At 49.7% G+C, this 19,365-nt stretch carries 20 protein-coding genes and 1 pseudogene; 7 read left to right on the top strand and 14 right to left on the bottom strand.

The window, feature by feature from the left end; all coding sequences use genetic code 11:
* The first annotated feature begins 130 nt into the window (after window positions 1-130).
* From tnpA to tnpC, 3 genes are all read left to right on the top strand, one after another.
* Window positions 131-406 (top strand): IS66 family insertion sequence element accessory protein TnpA, encoded by a 276-nt coding sequence (gene tnpA, locus FJM65_RS14615; protein ID WP_140622287.1) that lies wholly within the window; start codon window positions 131-133, stop codon window positions 404-406.
* Window positions 406-744: an IS66 family insertion sequence element accessory protein TnpB gene (tnpB, locus tag FJM65_RS14610; RefSeq protein WP_140622286.1), complete on the top strand. Its 339-nt coding sequence runs from the start codon at window positions 406-408 to the stop codon at window positions 742-744. Before tnpA ends, tnpB begins: the two co-directional genes overlap by 1 nt.
* 61 nt (window positions 745-805) lie before the next feature.
* Window positions 806-2,314, top strand: a complete 1,509-nt coding sequence (gene tnpC / locus FJM65_RS14605; protein WP_140622285.1) for an IS66 family transposase — start codon at window positions 806-808, stop codon at window positions 2,312-2,314.
* On the opposite strand, the gene FJM65_RS14600 is transcribed toward tnpC, so the two are convergent.
* The 6 genes from FJM65_RS14600 to FJM65_RS14580 form a co-directional block, all read right to left on the bottom strand.
* The gene (locus tag FJM65_RS14600; protein ID WP_140622284.1) at window positions 2,292-3,776 is read right to left on the bottom strand and encodes a hypothetical protein; all 1,485 of its coding nucleotides are present in this window, start codon (window positions 3,774-3,776) and stop codon (window positions 2,292-2,294) included. The genes tnpC and FJM65_RS14600 overlap by 23 nt on opposite strands.
* Before the next feature lie 149 nt (window positions 3,777-3,925).
* A complete protein-coding gene (locus FJM65_RS14595) occupies window positions 3,926-4,687 on the bottom strand; it encodes a hypothetical protein (RefSeq protein WP_140622283.1) in 762 nt (253 codons plus the stop codon).
* The gene (locus FJM65_RS14590; protein ID WP_181163731.1) at window positions 4,680-8,900 is read right to left on the bottom strand and encodes a RecQ family ATP-dependent DNA helicase; all 4,221 of its coding nucleotides are present in this window, start codon (window positions 8,898-8,900) and stop codon (window positions 4,680-4,682) included. The genes FJM65_RS14595 and FJM65_RS14590 overlap by 8 nt, the downstream gene beginning before the upstream one ends.
* Before the next feature lie 1,175 nt (window positions 8,901-10,075).
* Window positions 10,076-10,213, bottom strand: coding sequence for a hypothetical protein (locus FJM65_RS21310; protein ID WP_181163730.1), 138 nt, complete (start codon window positions 10,211-10,213; stop codon window positions 10,076-10,078).
* 9 nt (window positions 10,214-10,222) lie between these two features.
* The gene (locus FJM65_RS14585; protein WP_140622281.1) at window positions 10,223-10,693 is read right to left on the bottom strand and encodes an iron-containing alcohol dehydrogenase; all 471 of its coding nucleotides are present in this window, start codon (window positions 10,691-10,693) and stop codon (window positions 10,223-10,225) included.
* Window positions 10,693-11,043 carry a hypothetical protein gene (locus tag FJM65_RS14580; RefSeq protein ID WP_140622280.1) on the bottom strand — a complete coding sequence of 117 codons (351 nt, stop codon included), beginning with the start codon at window positions 11,041-11,043 and terminating at the stop codon, window positions 10,693-10,695. The genes FJM65_RS14585 and FJM65_RS14580 overlap by 1 nt, the downstream gene beginning before the upstream one ends.
* 419 nt (window positions 11,044-11,462) lie before the next feature.
* Between FJM65_RS14580 and FJM65_RS14570 the strand changes: the two genes are divergently transcribed.
* The 3 genes from FJM65_RS14570 to FJM65_RS14560 all read left to right on the top strand — a co-directional run bounded on the left by FJM65_RS14570 (window position 11,463) and on the right by FJM65_RS14560 (window position 13,202).
* Complete coding sequence (locus FJM65_RS14570) at window positions 11,463-11,669, top strand: hypothetical protein (protein ID WP_140622278.1); 207 nt, start codon at window positions 11,463-11,465, stop codon at window positions 11,667-11,669.
* Between the two features lie 110 nt (window positions 11,670-11,779).
* On the top strand, window positions 11,780-12,085 hold the full coding sequence (locus FJM65_RS14565; RefSeq protein WP_140622277.1) for a hypothetical protein: 306 nt from the start codon (window positions 11,780-11,782) through the stop codon (window positions 12,083-12,085).
* A 259-nt stretch (window positions 12,086-12,344) separates the two neighbouring features.
* Window positions 12,345-13,202 (top strand): hypothetical protein, encoded by an 858-nt coding sequence (locus tag FJM65_RS14560; protein WP_140622276.1) that lies wholly within the window; start codon window positions 12,345-12,347, stop codon window positions 13,200-13,202.
* 291 nt (window positions 13,203-13,493) lie between these two features.
* Here FJM65_RS14560 and FJM65_RS14555 read toward each other — a convergent pair whose 3' ends face one another.
* Window positions 13,494-13,991 carry a hypothetical protein gene (locus FJM65_RS14555; protein ID WP_140622275.1) on the bottom strand — a complete coding sequence of 166 codons (498 nt, stop codon included), beginning with the start codon at window positions 13,989-13,991 and terminating at the stop codon, window positions 13,494-13,496.
* Between the two features lie 310 nt (window positions 13,992-14,301).
* Here FJM65_RS14555 and FJM65_RS14550 point away from each other — a divergent pair, with 310 nt between their 5' ends.
* The gene (locus FJM65_RS14550; RefSeq protein WP_140622274.1) at window positions 14,302-14,721 is read left to right on the top strand and encodes a helix-turn-helix domain-containing protein; all 420 of its coding nucleotides are present in this window, start codon (window positions 14,302-14,304) and stop codon (window positions 14,719-14,721) included.
* A 47-nt stretch (window positions 14,722-14,768) separates the two neighbouring features.
* Here the strand turns inward: FJM65_RS14550 and FJM65_RS14545 are convergent, their stop codons facing one another.
* The 7 genes and pseudogenes from FJM65_RS14545 to FJM65_RS14520 all read right to left on the bottom strand — a co-directional run bounded on the left by FJM65_RS14545 (window position 14,769) and on the right by FJM65_RS14520 (window position 19,325).
* Complete coding sequence (locus tag FJM65_RS14545) at window positions 14,769-15,305, bottom strand: hypothetical protein (RefSeq protein WP_140622273.1); 537 nt, start codon at window positions 15,303-15,305, stop codon at window positions 14,769-14,771.
* Window positions 15,302-16,252: a relaxase/mobilization nuclease domain-containing protein gene (locus tag FJM65_RS14540; protein ID WP_140622272.1), complete on the bottom strand. Its 951-nt coding sequence runs from the start codon at window positions 16,250-16,252 to the stop codon at window positions 15,302-15,304. The genes FJM65_RS14545 and FJM65_RS14540 overlap by 4 nt, the downstream gene beginning before the upstream one ends.
* Window positions 16,227-16,619, bottom strand: a complete 393-nt coding sequence (locus tag FJM65_RS14535; RefSeq protein WP_140622271.1) for a plasmid mobilization protein — start codon at window positions 16,617-16,619, stop codon at window positions 16,227-16,229. Before FJM65_RS14535 ends, FJM65_RS14540 begins: the two co-directional genes overlap by 26 nt.
* A 144-nt stretch (window positions 16,620-16,763) precedes the next feature.
* Window positions 16,764-17,396 (bottom strand): toprim domain-containing protein, encoded by a 633-nt coding sequence (locus tag FJM65_RS14530; protein WP_239022969.1) that lies wholly within the window; start codon window positions 17,394-17,396, stop codon window positions 16,764-16,766.
* A 96-nt stretch (window positions 17,397-17,492) separates the two neighbouring features.
* Window positions 17,493-17,696, bottom strand: a pseudogene (locus FJM65_RS21745) (CHC2 zinc finger domain-containing protein); the annotation flags it as partial.
* Between the two features lie 235 nt (window positions 17,697-17,931).
* The gene (locus tag FJM65_RS14525) at window positions 17,932-18,267 is read right to left on the bottom strand and encodes a helix-turn-helix domain-containing protein (RefSeq protein WP_140622269.1); all 336 of its coding nucleotides are present in this window, start codon (window positions 18,265-18,267) and stop codon (window positions 17,932-17,934) included.
* 86 nt (window positions 18,268-18,353) lie between these two features.
* Window positions 18,354-19,325: a hypothetical protein gene (locus FJM65_RS14520; RefSeq protein ID WP_140622268.1), complete on the bottom strand. Its 972-nt coding sequence runs from the start codon at window positions 19,323-19,325 to the stop codon at window positions 18,354-18,356.
* Window positions 19,326-19,365 lie beyond the last annotated feature (40 nt).

The following is a 19,365-nucleotide window of genomic DNA, read 5'->3' as shown; positions in this document are numbered from 1 at the left end:
ATAGGTTTAAAACATTTAAGTACACCAACAGGGCCAGTAAATAGAAACATTGAAGTGACGTATCCGCCCGACCAAATGCATCTTTCCTGCCTGAGGCTTAGGGGTTAGTTTTGCTGGCAAAAAAAGCAAGATGACCCATCAAGAGAAAATGCTCCAGCTAGTGGAGCTCTATGAAGAGAGCGGGCTGAGCCAGCGGGCCTTCTGCCAGGAGCAGGGCCTGAAACTCTCCCAGTTCACTTACTGGATCCACAAGGTCAGGAAGGAAAAGCAAGCCACTTCGGGTTTCGTGCAGCTAAGCCCGCCTGAGCCAGCTGCCCAACTGGAAGTGATCTACCCCAACGGGGTGAAGGTACGCCTGCCGGCACGGGACCTGCAGCTGGTAAGCCGCCTGCTGCACCTCTACTAATGCTGAGCCTCACCTCCGAGCACCGCTACTTCCTCTACCAGGGCAGCTGCGACATGCGCAAATCCTTCGACGGCCTCTGCGGGCTGGTGAGCCGGGAGCTGGCACGCGAGCCGACCAGCGGCGAGGTGTTCGTCTTCCTCAACCGCTCCCGCACCCACCTCAAGCTCCTGCACTGGGAGCGGGGCGGCTTTGTGCTCTACTACAAGCGCCTGGAGCAGGGCACCTTCGCCGTGCCCACTGCTGGCACAAGCCTCTCCTGGGCGGAGCTGGTGCTTATGATCGAGGGGCTGCAGGCAGAGAAGATCACGCGCAAAAAACGCTATAAAATAAGTAGCTGAAAAAGCGGCAAAAACAGCCTTTTGAGTAGGATAAGCGCACTTTTGTGCCTACCTTTAGGTAATGAAAAAGCAGCTGGAAGACCTCTCCAAAGACCAACTCATCGCCCTGTTCAAACAGCAACAGGAGCAGCGGGATGAAAAGGTCGTCCAGCTGGAAGACGAGGTGAGTTACCTCAAGGCCCAGCTGGCCATGTTCCGCCGGATGCAGTTTGGCCAGAAGCGGGAACGCTTCGAAGGCGACGCCCACCAGACCGCACTTCCCTTCGAAGCTGCAGAACAAGAGGTAGAAGAGCAGCAGCAGGAGATAAAGCAGAAAATAGAATACGTGCGCCAGCGCCCCCGCCACCAGGGACGGGCCAAACTGCCCGGGCACCTGCCCGTGGTGGAAGTGGAGATCCACCCCGAGGGGGACCTCTCGGAGATGGTGTGCATCGGCAGGGAAGTCACCGAAGAGCTGGACTCTGAGCCGGCCCGCTTTTTCATCCGCCGCTACGTCCGCTATAAGTACGCTCCCAAAGACAAAGCGGGCGTGGTGATCGGAACTCTGCCGGAAAGAGTAATCGACAAGGGCATCCCGGGAGCCGGCCTTTTGGCCTCTATACTGGTCGATAAATATGCTGATCACCTGCCGCTGTATCGCCAGAAGCAGCGCTTCTCCAGGGAGGGCATCTCCCTGGCCTCCTCCACCATCGAGGGCTGGACCAAAGAAGCCCTCTTAAAACTGGAGCCGCTCTATGAGCAGCTCCTCTTCGACACCAAGGCCAAAGGCTATTTGCAGGTCGACGAGAGCCCGATCAAGGTGCTCGACTCGGACAAAAAGGGGGCCACCCACCAGGGCTACTACTGGGTCTACCACTCCCCTTTAGACAAGACCGTGCTCTTTGACTACCAACCCACGCGCGCTGCGGTGGGGGTAAAGGCCATGCTCGACAGTTTCCAGGGCTACCTGCAAACCGATGGCTACGCAGTGTACGAGAAGTACGGCAGGAAAAAGGAGGTCACCCACCTGGCCTGCTGGGCCCACGCCCGCAGAGAGTTCGAGCGGGCTCTGGACAATGACCGGGCCAGGGCCGAAAGGGCGCTCACCCTCATCCAGCTCTTATACGCCACGGAAAGGAAAGCCCGGGAAGAAGGGCTGGATGCCCGGCAAATAAAGGAGCTGCGGCTCTCTGAATCGCTTCCGGTGCTAAACGAGCTGGGCAAGTGGATCTTCAAAGAGATCAAAAACACGCTGCCCAAGAGTCAGATCGGCAAGGCCATGGCCTACGCCTACGCCCGCTGGGACGCCCTCTCCGCCTACCTGTATGACGGGGAGCTTCAGATAGATAACAATCTGGTGGAAAATGCCATCCGGCCGCTGGCCCTGGGGCGCAAAAACTATCTCTTTGCCGGAAGCCACGAGGCGGCAAAGCGGGCCGGCATGATCTACTCCTTCCTGGCCATCTGCAAGAAGCATGAGGTGAATCCATATCAGTGGCTCAAGTACACCCTGGAGAACATCATGTCCATCAACCACAAAAATCTAAAAGACCTCTACCCCCAGAACTTCAAGGAAAAATCAAACCTGTAGTTCGTCGGGCGGATACGCTTGGTTTGCCATAACTATTGGAAAGAAACTGCACTCCCCGCTCAGGATTCTTAACTAACTGCGCCGAATAGTTGTCTCTGTCCAGTTCCATAAAGCGGTTCCATTCATCATCCCCTCCAAAATGCCCGAAGCACAGTTTTAGATGACTGAGGTCGTACTTTAATTTGGTGTTTTCATCATAGTAGCCGAACAACTCCTGTACTTTTCTATTTCGGGATTGAGCTACTAATTTCCTCAGAAGTTCTTCCTCCAGTAAGCAGAGGTAGTTAAGCGGATGTGTAAAATTGGTTGTAAAATCCCTGTTCCTGATCTCCATCAGGAGAAGCGGCTCATATGTATCCTTTCCGCTGGCTTGTTCAAAAATGGGGTGATGATCCCAAGCCTTTTGCTTAGGACCTCTGTAATAGATTGTGCCTCTAATGCAATGCGTGGTGATGGGCAGGCCATTATCTGCTGCGTATTTCCAAAGAGGCAGTAAGGTATCATCAAATGGATAATAGCCGAGAGCAGGGTAGATCTTAAATCCACTGAACTGGTAGGTCTCGATGTAGTCTTTGATAAAGCAATCTTGCAGGATAACCTTCCCATTGTCAATTACATAATCAAAATGCTTGGAACCTTCGTCGAGCATTCTTCTGGGGTCTGCAAAAACAAAGGGGAAGAACGTGTTCTTATATTTATCCTTTTGCTTTATGCGCCTCAGCATATCCATTTGCTGGTGGTATTTATGCTCTTCTTTAAGCTTTCCGGCTCCCATGTATTCCATGTCCATAGGCAGCACCACAAACCCGGTATCAGCGGGATATTGGTTTCTCAAGCGACCGTATATTCTGAGTTGATTATTGTAAAACGAGAACCTTCCAATGTTTAGATAGCGCCTGAACAATTCCTTCGTCTTTGGACCTGGCAGCACACCCAGCAAGGAGGTAAACTTTCTCAGAATAAAGAGCACTACGTTTCTGCCTGTGCTGAAAAAGATAAACAGCAGCAATATCAGCAGCAGTTTACCTATGGTAGAGGCAGGTATAAAAAGTAGCCCATGTTGTGATAGCCATAATCTTGTACTTTCAAAGGGCTTTCCAGTAGTGGAATTGGATGAGTTAGCTAGCGATGATAGCCAGTCTATGAGGATAAATAAAACCTGAATAGAAACAAGTACCTCAATAAAGGTGCGAACGACTGGCAGCACTGCACTACGTTTAATCGCCATCTTTATTTCATAGATGTTCTTCCGCATATTCCGGTACCAGGGCTTGAATTGCCAGGTATAGGGACCTCTGTACCAGAACCGAAAGACCTTTATGAAAAAGGAGAGGGAGAATAAATAGTAAATAGGCCAGGGCACAAAAGTTTTCGCCAGGTATGGAGGCACATGATCACCGGTAAAAATGTGGGTATGGCAGTTGATGATGGGCTTTTTGTTTTCAGGTTCTTTAGCTTGCATGAGCTAGTAGCGGGGCTGGTATATGGAACAATGAATTTTATTTATTAGAGGGCTCTTAAGAAGTAGTTTATTGAATTTAGTTCTTTCCCGATGGCTGATCTTTCTAACTACAATTAGCCGCCTCAATCTCAACTACTCATTAACTCAAACTACGCCTTATTTACTTTGCCCTCATATATTAATCGTTTACCTACTCCTCTAAGTGAGTTTTCACCTCGCTGGAAGCATGATGAAAGTAGCTGCAAATCATTCGTGTATTTTAAAGCCTTATTTAAAAACTCCAACTCTTTTGCTGACCAAGGTTCATATGCTCTTGCATAAATAGTTCGTGCCTGGATGATATAGTCTGAAAGGAGTGGGGGATGCTTTTGTATCCCTAATTCAGTGATTTTTTCTTTTAATTGATTAATTCCCTTGTCCGAGAGTGTACAAAATGTCGGTTGCTCAAAATAATCAACATCATCCCACGGTTTTGCTTTGGGGGCAACAACCAGAGCCGCTGAAATATCATGATTATCTTTTGCCAATTGCGCTATAATTGGTTTTAAGGATGTGTAAGTAAACTCATGTCTTAGTGAGCCATAAAGTTCATGCTGTGTAATCTCATTGTTTTTGAACTGTTTGCTGCCCAATAGATATTTTGTTAATTTACTTACAGTGGGCACCAAACTAGCAGCTTTCATAACTCCTATCACAGCCATCACATTTTGCACATCTACTAGAGTTGCCGATTTAGGGCTAAGCTGCTGATTCGGAATAGGCCTCACATTTAGTGCATCAAGTGCCACCTGTAGGGCTCTAATAACTTTGCGCTCGTTCAATATAGAGTCATTCTCTAAAAGTTCACCGGTGAAAGGGGAGCATCCTTCGGCCAATGCATCCAGAATAATATAAGCCTCTTCTTTATTCATATTCGCAACTAGTAAGGGAAGAAATTTCTATATCGTATGTGTCTAGATTAGACCTGTTAATTTGTCTCGTAAGAAAGAGCCTCGGCAAAACTACCCGATATTCTTTCCCATCATCCTCACAATACCAAACTACAACATGCGCTATTTCGGCACTTTGCAAGGTATAACCCTGCGTAATTAATTTCGCGAGCTCTTGTTTGAACTTCTGAGAGAAGGCTACGACAGGGGCAGCTGAGAACAACAAACCATCTGCGGAATCTCTTGGCAGCTCTAGAGAAGTACCAGCCTTAAGTTGTTTGACTACTTCTTTAGTATGCGGCTGCTTGTAAAAACCTAGTTTCACATCTTTCATGCTCGTTTCCAGTTGCAGCTCTTTTGGCGCCGGGTATAGGGTATGGTCTTCGGCTCTCGCCAGCTGATCAACTTTTATCTGGTCAAAGTAAGACTGGTCGGTATGAATATGCAGGGATTGCCTGGCTCGGGTAATGGCCACATACACGACACGCTTATTCGACTCTTTCTCCAGCTTGTAATTTTTTAGTATTAAAAAGACATGGTCAAACTCCTTTCCTTTGGCCTTGTGCATGGTAGAAACCAATACCTTATTCGCCTCCGGGTAAATAAAATCCTCGGCACGTGCCTCCTGTACATAAGCCAGCCAGTCTGACCAAAATTTTCGTTCGCCACTTGTTCGCTCAAATTCAGCTATCACCTCTAAGCTCAGGCTTAAATTAGTTGAGCCGGCAAACTCCTGCTCCATCCGGTTGCGACTTTGCTCCCAGTCCTCTTTCGAGATAAAGCCAAGCTCGCTGCTGACTTTATCGCGAATGTACCAGTTGAAACACTTCAGCTCCAGCAACTGCCGCAAAGAGAAACCATCCTGCGCCATGATCAGGCGGGTAGGTATATGATGTTGAAGCAACAGGTTTTGTACCAGCAAAGCTTCCTCGTTGGTATGCGTCAGCACGGCTACAGTACCAGTGAGCTTTCGCTTTACCACATCCTGCACCAAAGGAGTAACCAGGTCAGAACCAGGCACGTAACGGGTCAGGCAAATAGCACCAAAGGTCTGCTTATAGGCCATCAGGGGCAGTCCAGCTTTTAACCTGTCGGACTTGAATAGCGCAAGGAACTGGTTAGAGAAATCTACCAGATTAAAGCATGCCCGGTAGTTGGTGCTGAACAGGTATTTTGTTGCCTGCTTGTCCCGCACAAAATCCCGCATAAAAGACACAGAAGAACCTCTGAACTCATAGATGTTCTGATCATCGTCTCCTACCACAATCACGCGCACATCGTCGGCCAGCTCGATGATCTTGTTCAGGAAGTCGTACTCCTGTTGGCTGATATCCTGGTACTCATCTACCACAATCACACTCTTACACTTTAGCCGGTCGCTTGGCACATCGTCGTTTGCCAATCCCTCTGTAGCCTGCTTAATCACATTGTCAGATTTTTTCAGATCGCCCACGCGGCCCAGGAGCTGAAAGGCAAAGCCATGGTAGGTATAGATGTCAATGTGATAGGCAGATTTTCCGATCAGCTTGTGCAGCCTTTCTTTGAACTCGGTAGCGGCCGGCCGGGAGAAAGTAAGCATGAGGAACTGCTCCGGCTTAATATCCTCCATCATCAGTAAAGCGGCCACCTTGTGCACCAATACCCGTGTTTTACCGCTGCCAGGTCCGGCACCTACTAATATATGAGGGCTCTTGTTGTCTTTGATGACTTGTGTCTGATCTGGAGAGAGCGCCGCAAAAATTTCCCGGTACTTTTTGTCTGTGGTAGGCTGCTTCAGTTTACCTTTTTCATTTCGGAAATGCCTTTGCACAAAAGCTTCATAGCCCAGGCGGAAATAGTCGTCCACGAAGCTAAGGGCTTCTATGTGGTTCCGGAGCTGCTTTTTGGCGTACTCACCTATGATATGGATCTGCTCTACCTTTTTCTCATAGTGCCGCTCCAGCTTGCTGTAGTCTTCAATGGTGTACTGCTTACGGTTATCTTCTATGAGCCGCTCAATGGTCATCGGGTTATAGAGTACAAACAAACCACCTTCCAGTTTAATGGAGCCAATGATGTGCAGGTATAGCAAGTCAGCCTCATACTCCGTGAGCGCGGCTTTCGGCAGCATGATGTTGTTGCGCTCCACCTGCTTTTTCATTTCCACCATCGAGAACTCGAGGGCAGCCTCATCCTGCTTTTGCTTGTTTGCAATCTCGATTGCATTCTGTTGGCAGAGCCATTGCACGACGTTTGCTGCCCGGGTAAGGCGATCCTGAATGGCCTTTTTTATCTCTTGCTTTCCTGTGCGGAAGCCAATGCGGTAAAGCAGGGTATGGGCATCCATCCGCTCTTTCTTGATGTAATGCTTGTGCTCCCAGAATTGCAGCAGGTTCCGGATCGCCTCCATGGAGCTGCCATCACACCCTTTGTCGATCAGCTTTTCGTTGATGTCCCGCAGGTGCACCTGGAAAACAGCCGGTGAATCCTCAGACGGTAACAATACCTCCAATAGCGCCTTCTCCAGTTTCGCATAGCGCTGGTAACACCGTTCTGAGTTCTTTTCACTTCGGGCAGGGTTTATGAGCGCTGTCAGGTCTCTGGTATCGCCAAGCAGGCCGAGCTCTTTGAAGTAAAGCAGTATCCTAACTACTGCTTCTTTTTCAATACCCAAATGATCAGACAGTGCGTCGACCATCGTGTCTTCGCGGGAGATGAGGTACTGAAAAATCCTAACAGCCTGTTGTAGTTGATCACCCGGAAATTTGTCTGGGTTGGCATGAATGATCTTATTGGCAGCCTCTACATTGCGCACCAGGATACTTTGAGCAAATATCCGGGGCGAGTTCATTTGCCGCTTTAGATAGCCTACATCTTCCAGCGCGGCTATGGCGGCCTTTACCTGAGTTTCCAGGTTCATCATGTCAGTGTCCCAGCCAGCCTGCTTGGCCAGCTCCAAAGCAGATTTCGTGAACTTTAGCCGCTTAAAGTCTTTAACCGCTTTCCATATCTGGCCAACTTCTTTTTTGGAAAGCTTGGTTTGGTTTAAGAGGGCAAAGTGGTCGTTCAGGTCGTTTTCGTCGAAGAGCAAATGGCAGTCAGCCTGCAAGTCTGGTTTTCTGCCGGCACGACCAGCCTCTTGGAGGTAGTTCTCCAGCGAGTCCGAGATGTCATAGTGCACGACCAGCTTAACATTCTCCTTATCAACGCCCATCCCGAAAGCGGAGGTGGCCACAATCACGTTTATGTCGCTAGCCATAAAGCTGTCCATAATTCTGATCTTCAGATCAGACTCCATTCTGCCATGAAAAGCCGCTGCTTGAATGCCTGACTTTTTAAGCTCTTCGGCAACGAATTCTGCCGTTTTGGTTCGGCTCACATACACAATGGCCGGTTCCGTCAGATCCTGCAACAGGTCTTTTAACTGCTGTAGCTTGGCTTCCTTACCCTCAGCTTTTGAGGCATTGTAGGTAAGGTTTTTACGGGACGCATTGGTTTGGTATAGCTTCAGGTCTAGGTTTGTCTGCTCCTTGAAATACTTAACAATGTCTTGCACTACCTCAGGCTTAGCCGTTGCGGTAAAGCAGGAGACAGGTATAGGTTGTTGCAGGTTCTTTGCCTCAGCCAGTTCCTTTAAGAAGCGACCGATATACAGGTAGTCAACCCGGAAGTCTTGTCCCCAGGAAGAAAAGCAGTGCGCCTCATCAATTACAAAACGTTCGATCTGTCTGCCTTTGAGGAGCCGGTAAATGGTATTGGAGCGCAGTGACTCAGGAGAAATATACAGCAGCGTAGCACCACCCTCCTGCACCGTCTGAATGGCATCGGCACGTTCCAACGGAGAAAGCAGTCCATTGATAGCCACGGCAGTGGTGATATCGAAGCGGTTTCGGAGCACATCCACCTGGTCTTTCATGAGCGCCTGCAGGGGAGAGATGACTACGGTTAGTCCCCGGTTTGCCTCGCCTTTCATGAGGGCAGGCAATTGGAACGTTAGGGACTTACCCCCGCCTGTCGGGAAAATAGCCACGAGTGATTCTCCCTCCAATCCGGCTTCCACTACCTGTTGCTGCAACGGCGTCTTTTCCTCAGGAGTAAACTTCCTGAAGCCTTCATAGCCAAAATACTTCTGTAAGCCTGCTATAGGCGAGAGATACTTTTCGCAATAATGGCAGGAGGGTTGTTGGCAGGAAGTACCTCTTAGCTGTTGCAGCACATTAACAATCTCCGGAAAGCGATGTAACAGCCAGGGGGGGATAATAGAGCCTTGATCTGGTGCATTGATCAGAGACAGAGCATAGGCTAAAGGAGCAGGTAACTGAGCTGTGAGCGTTCCCAGGTCCGTGTTCTCACAGATCCTGTTGTGGAAGAATGCTCTAATCTGCTCTTCGGGCGGTTTCTCTTCATTACCTAACCAAGTGTCTTCTATAAGTTCAAAAAAAGCACTGAAGGCTGTGTCTGTGTGAAGGAGCCTGTTTAAAACCTCTCTTAGCACCGGCGGCACATTGTAGTAAGCACTGATGCAATCCTGCAGGAGATCTGCCGCTATCTTAGAATCCTCTACCGGGTTATTAAAATGTTTGCTTACCAGGCGGTAATCTTTTATCAGCCGGTGGTAAGGTCGGTTTGGGAAGAAAAGCGGTGAAAGGTAGAGCGTATCGATAAACCGCTTCTGAAAAATGGGTGCAGGTGCCCCAGCAGATTTCAGAACAGGTAAGTCATGTGCTAAGATGTTATGACCGCAAAGGAATTGTGCACTCTGCTGAAACACCTCAAAATCGTGAACAGATGTGCTGTGAAGTGTGCTGCCTCTAAACCATGCTCCAATGCTTTGGATTTGTGTTTTGGGCTGCTTACTAACTTCAAGATCAAAGAATGCAACGTGCTCCATTGGTTGGGCTTAAGGTATTAAAGTTTGTCTTCAACAAGATGCTGACTGATGCATACACGTAATCCGGTGCAATATTGTGCATCCCGTGGAGATAGTGTTACCTCTAGCATCTTGTATGTTTTTTTGTTTTCTAGTGTTAGATTTTAATCTTTTGCATCAGCTCCAATATAGTAAAATTATACAAAGGTACTTTGTCTATGTTAAAGCTGCCTTAGTGTGAATGTTTGATATTAAAATGAGACTAAGCTAAAAGTAGTCCTGCATAAAACCAGAAGTGGGAACGGCTCAGGCTTAGTATGACTTTAAGTAGGTCTTAACACTTTAAAATTGGTATCACCAATTTTCCAGGAACTGCTTTCATCGCCTCCTGCTTGGAGACGTAATAACCGGCATCTACTTAGCCGTATGCACTGGAGCTCAGTTGCTAAAAGTTATACTCCTTGTCCCAACTGCTTTTTTGGAGAAGGATTTGGCGGTAAAGCAATAATATAGGTTGATGGTTAGTTAAAAGCCAAAGTCGTGTGGTCGGAGGTATTGCCTCCGTTGTCCCAGTTGGCGTTGATGTAGCAGTAGTTAATAACGCCGTCGGTCTTGGGCTTGGAGAAGCGGCAGAACACGGCATCCTGCGCCGTAAGCATCACTACTTTCTAGCGGTTCTTACTAAGTATATGTTCTGGAAAGGCATTGGCGAAAAAGGAGATGTCGGTGAGCACCTCCAGGGCATAGCGGTTTACGTTGGAGCGGCGGAAGAAAGCCTCCACCTCCGGATCCTGTTTCCGGATGAAGACCTCGTTGCCCTGCTCGTCCAGCTCCACATAACCATAGATCACACCGGAACCGTACCAGGCGCAGGCTTTCCAGCTCAGGGTGTCGGAGAGCACCTCGTTGCGCTCCACGTCCTTCATCACGTTTTGCGGGAAAAAGTTATCGTCGCCCCACAGCGCTACTTCCTCACTCTTGGCTTTTACCACCGGCGTGGTGGCCACGGCTCCCGGCGCCTCAGCTCCCTTGCCGGCAGTGCCTGTGCTGGCGGCACGTGGCAGGTTAAGCTTTACAATGGCGCCGGCACCGCTGCTTACATAGCCGAAGGTGCCCTCCTCGTTTACAACTGTTCTCATCAGATGATCACTTCCATTCCGTTGACTTCCTTGATGAGCCAGATGCTGCACTTGCGGATCTGTCCGCTCGGTTTGCTGTGCCCCTCGGGCACGACCTTCAGGTTGCGGGTGTAGTTTTCGAAGTGGTGCGGATTTCTGGAGGTGGTGGGGGCAGGGGAGGTGCTGGCTTTAGCTAGGGTTGCCTTGCCTTTCTTCGGCTGATCGCCGGTGACAAAGCAGCGGTCTATACTAACCCAGTAGCCGCCGGTCCGCTTCTTTTTATTGCACGCCACATAGCGGATAGAGAAAGGCTCGGTGGCGTTCTCCATCAGCTCCAGGGCTTCCTTTAACCTGATAATATGCTTGCTCATCAACAGCGAATTTCAGGAGTAGATTGAGAGGATGAAAAGACAGGAAAATATTAAAAAGTTTTAATTATAAAATTTTTAATTATAAAATGTAACAAATCAAAGCGTAAGCTGTATAGAATAATTTTAAGATATGTTGTTTATCTAACAATAAAAAGGATAATGTATGGATTATAATGATGTTAAACAAGATGTGACAGAAGAATTAGCTATTCTATCTAGTTACCCACAGCACAGAATAATTGAGCTTATCGACTACTCTGAAGATTCTCATCTTGATCTGATTGCACTAATGTCTGCAACTCACAAAGATGTTCTAACTCATAGGTTATGTTCAAGATTTCTATTCTTAGATCAGCGAGAAACTTATAACAAATTATTCAGCTCTGTTAAATCTGTAGAAAAGCTTATTGATTACGTCTATGAAAAAAGCAACCAAACGCTACATCCTATTTATGCTAATGGTTATTACTAATGTAGCGTATGGGCAAGATGCAACAACCACTTTTGGGTATGGTTATAACTTCATAAAAAACGAGCCTACTATTGATTTTCAATTTAACAGAAAATCAGCTACTAAGGCTGAGGATAAGTATGAATTAAAGGTATTAAGCGGTCCTTTTTTTTAAGCCCTTCATCAGAAGTACATCTTGGGGATGGTACAGAAAACTCTGAGAACAACATACTGCTAACTGTAAACAGCTATATCAAAGATCTGCTTTATGGTGGAGATGATAAGATGTGGACAGGACTATATAAAATTAATATTTTAGCTCCTCAACTTGCAGCAGACAAAGAATTTGAAGTTTATCAAGGTTATTTAACCATTGGTGGCGATTTGATCTACTATTATTCTAGAAGAGACTTATTAGGTTATATAGAAGGTAGCTTAGGCGCAGATTATAATCAAGGAATTAGTGAAGTAGATAGTACTGATGTAACAGAAAACGTTAATCGAATAAAGATTCGACCTTCATTTCAATGGCAATTTTGGGGTAAAAGATCTGACTTGACCCTACCGCCAGAGCTAGATGAAAACTTTTAATATAAAGCAGATCTAAATGTTAGATATATACATTACAGGTATTTTCAGCAAGATGAAAGAATTATTAATGATAAGTCTATTGGGTATTTTAATATAGCTCTTGGATACCGTTTTGTTAAAAACATCAAACTGATAGTTGAATATAAAACTGGTAGAATGGAGCCAAAATTTAATAAAGTTAATTCTTTGAGCTTTGGTCTTGCATTAGTTAACTAGCCGCATAAAGGATTAAGCATTATATCAAAATTAAATAAGAGCTATGAATACAAAATTACCTCCAATGATAAAGCAAATGCTATCTGCTAGTGAAGTGAGAGCCTATCACCACATTTGGCATTTAGTAAGAAATAAGAATCAATGGGAAAGCCTTTCTGATGCACAAAGGAATGAACTGGTAGATCTTGGGTGGCAACCTCCGAGGTTTGAGAGGGAAAACGGAGCCGGTCTAGATTTTTTCTTCATGCATCAAGAAATGATCGAAATGGTTAATGATCATCTTCAACACATGCCAAATCCAAACTACACTAAAGTAGAGGGATGGGATCCAATTCCTTATGCACATGATAATCAAACGTGGCCAATGCCTCCAATCTGGCCAGGTGCAGACAGAGTTTTTGAATGGGCAAAACTTCCTGCTACCACAGAGATATTTAAGAATAGGGTAGAAAACGAATTTAGAAATCCAGAGTGGTTAAAAAGCCATTCACTGGATGAGGTAGGCACTGAGATGGAATTAACAATTCATGGCTGGATGCACCTGCACTGGAGTGAGCAGATACCAGATGATCCATGGAATGAGTCAGTCGAGAACGATTGGTTAGGTGCTCCGTTTTCAAGTCATGTTAACGATGTGTTCTGGAAGCTACACGGTTTTGTAGATGAAACTATTGCTCATTGGGAAGAAGCTAACCAGAAAAAGGCGGATTTCTCAAATGCTTGGGCTGGTGCTCCAGGATACCTGCCAGAAATGAAGCATACCGCTAATCCAAAGCTTTTGATAGATTTAGATGTCAAGAATAAGCCAATAAAAATAATGACTTGGAAAGTTCCAATAATTGAAGGTGTGAACGAAGAAGAGATTATCATTGATGAAATAGATACTAGTAAAAAAGATTAATTGTAAGAAAGAAGCTACGCCAAGGAAACAGTTTATAGAGTTTTAAGAAAGTCATGAGTAAAAGTTAATTGAGCCAATCTCATAATTTTGTTCTAGAATGAGTGTTTCCAGTCGATACACTGCTTTTTTGTGTGCCCGACACACTTTTAGAATCTCAAAATCTAACTGCTCACCCCGACGGCGCACTGTTGAGTTTTGGCAATTGCCTCGAGCGTCCTCGGCGATATATGAATGGAAAAGAAAAAGCCGCAGCTGGTAGGACTGCGGCTTTCGTTTGTAGGGTGGGCTGGCTCAGGCAGATATTAGCATGAAGTCTGAGAAGTCCGGCTGGATGTGGAGGATGTGCTTGTCGATAGAAAGGAAGTGCAGGTCCACGGTGTCGGTGAAGTGGGTGGCTTCCTGCCCCGGTACCGTGAGCTTCTTCTCGCTGCTCTTGTCCTTCATGATCTGACCGTCGCGGCCCTGCTTCACTGGCGCTAGGCTCATGGCCGTCAGGATATCTTTGCAGTTATACTTGTTGAAGCGGATCGCCGGCAGCCTTGAGTCTTTCTCCCCCAGGAACTCGTGGGCCAGGTGGTACCTGGTCTGGTGCGGTGGTACGCGTCCCATGTTCACGATCTTCACGCTCCACCCGGCCTTGCGCAGGCGCTCGGCAAACTGCTCGTTATAGGTCATGTCTGAGTCTGGCCTGCGGGCGTTGCCCCACTCAGAGTCCTGGATAAAGATGAATTGCGGCTCATGGTACTCGATTAACTGGTCGGTCAGATCGTTGATTAGCTTGGGGGGCATTAGTAAACTCTACAGGAAGCGGTATTAATTCTTTATAGATTTGGCGTTACTCTCAGTTTCAGGTGTTTGTTGTTTAGGCAAGCTGTGGCGTAAACATGTAATAGAATTTCACATTTGTAGCAGATGCTCCTTACCTAAGCTTTTTCTTTAGTGTTCATTATTGTTTCTCATTTAGAAAAGCTTAATAACTCCTATATTTAAAGTACTTTTGATAAAGCGTAAGTTTAATCGTTTGTAATTTACATGTATATTATTGTTCTTAACATTGATTAAACTCTTGCCCAATGCTCAATTTTTAGTATATTAATGTATGGAAACAGCAGAAAGAAAACGACCAATCCACCTGGGTGACCACGTGCGAAGAATGCGGACCGCTTTGGGAGTGAAGCAGTCTGCATTAGCCACTGAACTGGGAACGACCCAGCAGAACATCTCCCGCATAGAGCAGGAGGAGGATGTGGATGACACGACGCTAGAGAAGATAGGTAAAGCCCTGGGTGTATCCGCTGAAGCAATAAAGAATTTTACAGAAGACGGGGGTGTGTTTATTCAGACTTTAAATGATAGCTCCGTTGGTAACTCAGGACCAGGTGGCACTTTCTCCCAGTGTACTTTCAATCCTCTTGATAAGCTTCTAGAAGTTATTGAAGAAAATAAAAAACTCTACGAGCGCTTGCTGGCTAGCGAGCGAGAGAAGGTGGAGATTCTCCGGCAGCAACAACAGGCGTAACCGCCAGAGGATCGGATACATCAGGCGGCCTCTCTACAAGCCGCCTATTATTTTTCAATTACCTCTGTTTCCTCTAACAGCTCCACGCGCCGTTCAGCCTCCTCCGGGGCCAGAAGATATGTAGAGTCCGCCCAGAAAGCTGCTTCCGGGTATTCCTGCCGGACAAGCCTGTACTTGATGCTGCTTTCCTGCAGCCTGCCATTCTCCCGGAAGAGGCTAAAGCTCAGCCCGACGGAGACGGAGGTTGCAAGTAAAAGGATGAAACCACCGATGATAAAGCCCCTTGACTTGTCCTCGAAATGGTGGTAGTGCCGGACAGGCAGCACCTTGGGCAGCTTGGTGTAGGCCTTCCAGAAAGAGGTGATTAGGGCGTAGAGCTGCAGCGAGTGCTTACTGATATCATGCTCCTTGAAAAGCGCCTTCAGCTCTTCAAAGTGGGAGGTGTAATCCGTTGACTGCGGTGGGGACATTGGCTGCGGCGCCTTCGGCTCCTCCAGTTCTTCAAGTTTTTTCAGCCTTTTAGCATGCTGGCTCAGGACGCGCTCGGTGTCTGCGAGCCGCTCCTCTAGTTCCTCTGGTTTCATAGGTGCCTTCCTTTTCTTTTCTTGCGTTTTGTTCTTTTGAATGTATAGTCATTTAGATGCTGCATTCCCTCCGCCTGCGCTGCCTCGGGGGAGAGGAGGGTGCCGGAAAGGGAATGCAGGGCGCTGCTTTCTCCCGACGAGGGGACAAGGGCTGGGGCCTGCGGGCGCACGTAGCTTGGCTGCCGGGGCCGCGGCGCGGGTGCTACCTGCTGGCTTTGCTGCCTGTTCTGTTCAAGCCGCCTGGTGATGTTGCCGTAGCTCAAGCTTCTATCCACGGCAGAGCCCTTAAAACTCAGCTCCCCCATGTGGAAGCTCACGCCCTGTACCTCATCAGTGCCCCGTCTGCACTTGTAGTCGATGCGGATGCTCTTCGCTGTTAGCAGACGCTCCAGTTCCTGCCAGCTGCGGGCCCTGCCCAGCGCCTCTTTCACCGCGTCATGCAGCTCATACTTTACTTTATCGGCTCCTTTCAACCGCTGGCGATTCACCTGCCCCTTGCCTGGTGCCAGGTAGTAGCCATGTTTCTGTGTGAGTTCCCGGCACACCTTGGCGTTGCGCCGGTGCTGGAACTTGTCCGAGATTGTCTTGCTTTCATAGTCCACGCGGTTGTAGACGATGTGGAGGTGCGGATGTTGCTTATCCCAGTGCTGGACAATCAGGTACTGCGTATCCTTGATCTGCATCTTTTCCATGTACTCTTTTGCCCGCGCTGCCATGATTGCGGGGGTAAGCTTCGCCGCATCCTGCGTGCTCCAGCTCAGGGCGATGTGGCCCACGGCCTTCTCCAGCTCGGGCCTGAGTTGGCGCTGTAGGTTGAAGTCGGCCACCATGGCCGAGGCGGTCTCAGTGCGGATGCCCTCCGCGTCCAGCAGCACAGCCTCGGGCTTCTGCACCACGTAGCGCACGCAGCCCGAGAAGCTCTTACCGATCATCACCTTTCCGATCATCTCTGCTGACCATGTGGAGTATGTGCTGGATGTCCTGCAGGAGCTGGCGGCACCTGCCCTGGACTGAGAGCAGCCCTTCGCGGTGCGCCAGCCGGGTGATCTGGTTGAAATTGTTGGCCAGTCCTGAGAGCATGCGCAGGAGGGAGGCTTCCTCGGGGCGGAGCCGCGCCACGATCACCGCCTTTTTGGCTGCCGCCCGAAACCAGGCCGAGGCGCTCAAGCCTGCCTCCCGGGCCTTGCCCTCCACCAGCAACCGCTCGGTCTCGGTCAGGCGCACGACCAGCACGTGGCTTCGCTTGATCCGCTTAGCAGGGCGTCCCCCTTTCTTCCTGGTGTTTTCCTGATGCTGTGCTTTTGCTGTTTCCATGTATCGCTTACATTTATGTGTTTGCTAAATCCCCTGCTGCGACCACCGGGAGCAGTGGGTAGGCCAGGGGGCCGGGGCAAAGGTTTTTGTATGACAAAAACACAAACTTGCTCCCTGTCCTAAGAGCCGCTCCCCACAGCCTCCTTAGCGGTGGCCAAGCCCCAGGCGGAGCTGCTTTGCCTGCCCTTTCCGCGCTGCCAGGTGCTCGTTCACGTCCTTGTGCTTCCGGTAAAAAGCGGAGGCGTCCCTGCAGTTGAACTCCGAGCCCAGGAGCCGCTCAGTCACGCGCCGGCCCGTCTGGTCCCGGTCGAGGAAGAGGAGCACCTTGCTGTGTTGGCCGAGCACCTCCAGGCTCTTGCCCAGCTGAGACAGGGAGTTAAGGATTAGGAAGTTTGCTGTGTGTCTGAGGTGGGGGCGCATCTCCATCAGGGAGAGGAAGTCCATGAAGCCTTCCAGGAGGCAGAGGGTGCCGGCACCCTTATCAACGAAGGTGATGTCCTTGGGGGAGGAGGAGCCCTTGAACCATGCGTTGCGCAGCTCATAGCCGCCCGAGCGGTTGGCAAAGCCGATGGCCTCGTATTGCCTCGCGCCGATGGAGAAGCGTACCTCCCGGCAGTAAGGGGCGGCGGTCTCCCGCGCGATGCCGCGCTGCTCCAGGTAAACAGCCAGCAGGCTCCCTGCCTCCAGGGGCTTTGTCTCCAACACCCGGATGCCGGTGGGAGGATCGGGTCTGGGAGCAGAGCTTTCTCTCCTGGAAGTTTTTTCTAATGACCGCACAGGTTGGAGGGCCATTGCCGGTAAAGCGAGAGAAAATGATGCAAGCAGCTCGATCACCTCCCGGATGGAGGCGGTGCGGTGCAGACGCAGGGCCAGGTCGAAAGCCTTGCCGCCTTCGCCGGTGCCGTGGTCGTACCAGCGGTTGAGCCGCGTGTTGACCTTGAAGGAGGGCGTACGCTCGGCGGCGCGGATCGGGGAGATGTACCACCAGTCCGAGCCCCTTTTCCTGGCGGGCTGGAATCCCTGGCTGGCCAGCAGGTCGGTGATCGCCAAGGCATCGTTGATTTGCCGGATGTTCATCTTGTCTTATCGTTTGCAAGCGTGGGAACATATCGTTAAGAAGGCAGCTCTATCCGGAAGAAAGAGCTAAGCGGGAGCTGTGGGGTGCGGCAGGTAGCGTCATGCAGCAGGGGGACCATGCCTTGCCCGGTATCAGAGGCGGCAGGCCCTGTGGGGCGGGCGGAGCGGCTTGCTGTTGGGAAGACCGCTCTCCGCCCGCAGCAGCCTGCAGAACCGGTTGTGGGGGAAAGCGGCGTTAGGCTTTTCTCTTTACGCCCAGCAGTTGTTGCCCCGCCTCCTCCTGTATCTCGGCGAGGGTCTTCTTGCGGCCTTTGCGCACCCACTCATCCAGCTCTGCCTTGTAGAAGTAGAGGCGCTTGCCCCGCTTGTTGAAAGGGACCTCCCGTTTGCAAACCTTTACATAGAGGGACGAGACGGAAAGGTGGAGAAAGGCAGCCGCCTGGGTGACGTTGAAGATGCTGTCTTTGTCCTGTGGGGATTGGTTCTCAGAGAGCAGTAGCTCCAGGCGGTCCATTTTCTCGTGCAGCAGGCGCATGGCCTGGGGCAGTTGGTCGAAGGTGATGTTTTCCATGGCAGCGTTTGTTTTGGTTTACACTGCAATGGTAGCGGCTTTATTTACAAGGTTACAAGAAGGAGAACCTGTAACCTTGCTTTTTCCTACTGGCAGTTATAGTTTTTCTGCGTGCGGAGCACCGGGAAAACGGCGTAGGTGCCGCCTGGTTGTTTGCGTACGTCTAAAATGGGGGACTGGCAGGGCTTCGCATTGGAGGAGATGATGGCGGCCAGGTAACTGGGGGGCAGTGTGCGCTGCTGCTTGCGGAACACGTAGGCGAAGTGCCTGGAGATCCATGCCTCCAGGTCCGCCTTGAGGCAGCCCACGATGAGGTTGGCTTCGTAAAGCTGCTTGAAGGCGTCGGCCAGCTGGTTGCTTTTCCCGTGGAAAACAAGCGTACTGGCGGGAGGGGCGTTCTCCCGCAGGAGGGGCAGCAGCTGCTCCTGATCCAGCGGGGAGAAGTAGCCTTTGAGTATGTAGAAGAACTCCTCGGCCATCCCCTCCACAAAACGCGGGACGCTGTGCACCGGCTCTCCCGACAGCGGAGCCACCGTATTTGTAGCTTGGGCCTGCACAGGGGACACCAGACCTTTGACGCGCTGCAGCAGGGTAGCGAGCAAAGACTCCCGGAGCCTCACGGACTCGCTCAGGTCTTCGACAAAGGTCTCCTCGATCAGGACATGCTCGTGTAGCGGCCTAAGGTTCTGAACAACGAACAGCTTATCCAGACTGACCATAAAAAGATAGCCTGAAGGGGGATCCTGCCAGTGATGGTCATAAGAGTAGTTGTGGTAGTTTACCCAGAAGATCTTAAAACGCTCCTCAACTGTTTGGAGCAGCTCATGGGCCAGGCGCAGCTGGAGGGAGTCCAGGGGAATGAGGTCCAGGACAGCCAGCTCGGAGAGCAGCCGGAGCTCGCTCTCGAAGGCGGAAGCCTCGTCATAATTTGCCTCATGGCGGATGTCGTAAGCCTGCACTTCCCTGGTCCCCGCAGGGTGTCCTTGACGCACTTTCCTGTGGGTGATTCGGGGGGCAAAAGTCTGCAGGCGGGTCAGGAACCTCTTTAGGTGCTTCATAGCGCGTTTGGCGTTTTGGTTTCCCTTTGCAAATCTTCCT

The organism is Pontibacter mangrovi (assembly GCF_006385705.1).
In the GTDB taxonomy this organism is placed as follows: Bacteria; Bacteroidota; Bacteroidia; order Cytophagales; family Hymenobacteraceae; genus Pontibacter; species Pontibacter mangrovi.
The sequence above is the reverse complement of the archived record's forward strand: the minus strand, read 5'-3'. Positions and strand labels throughout refer to the sequence as shown.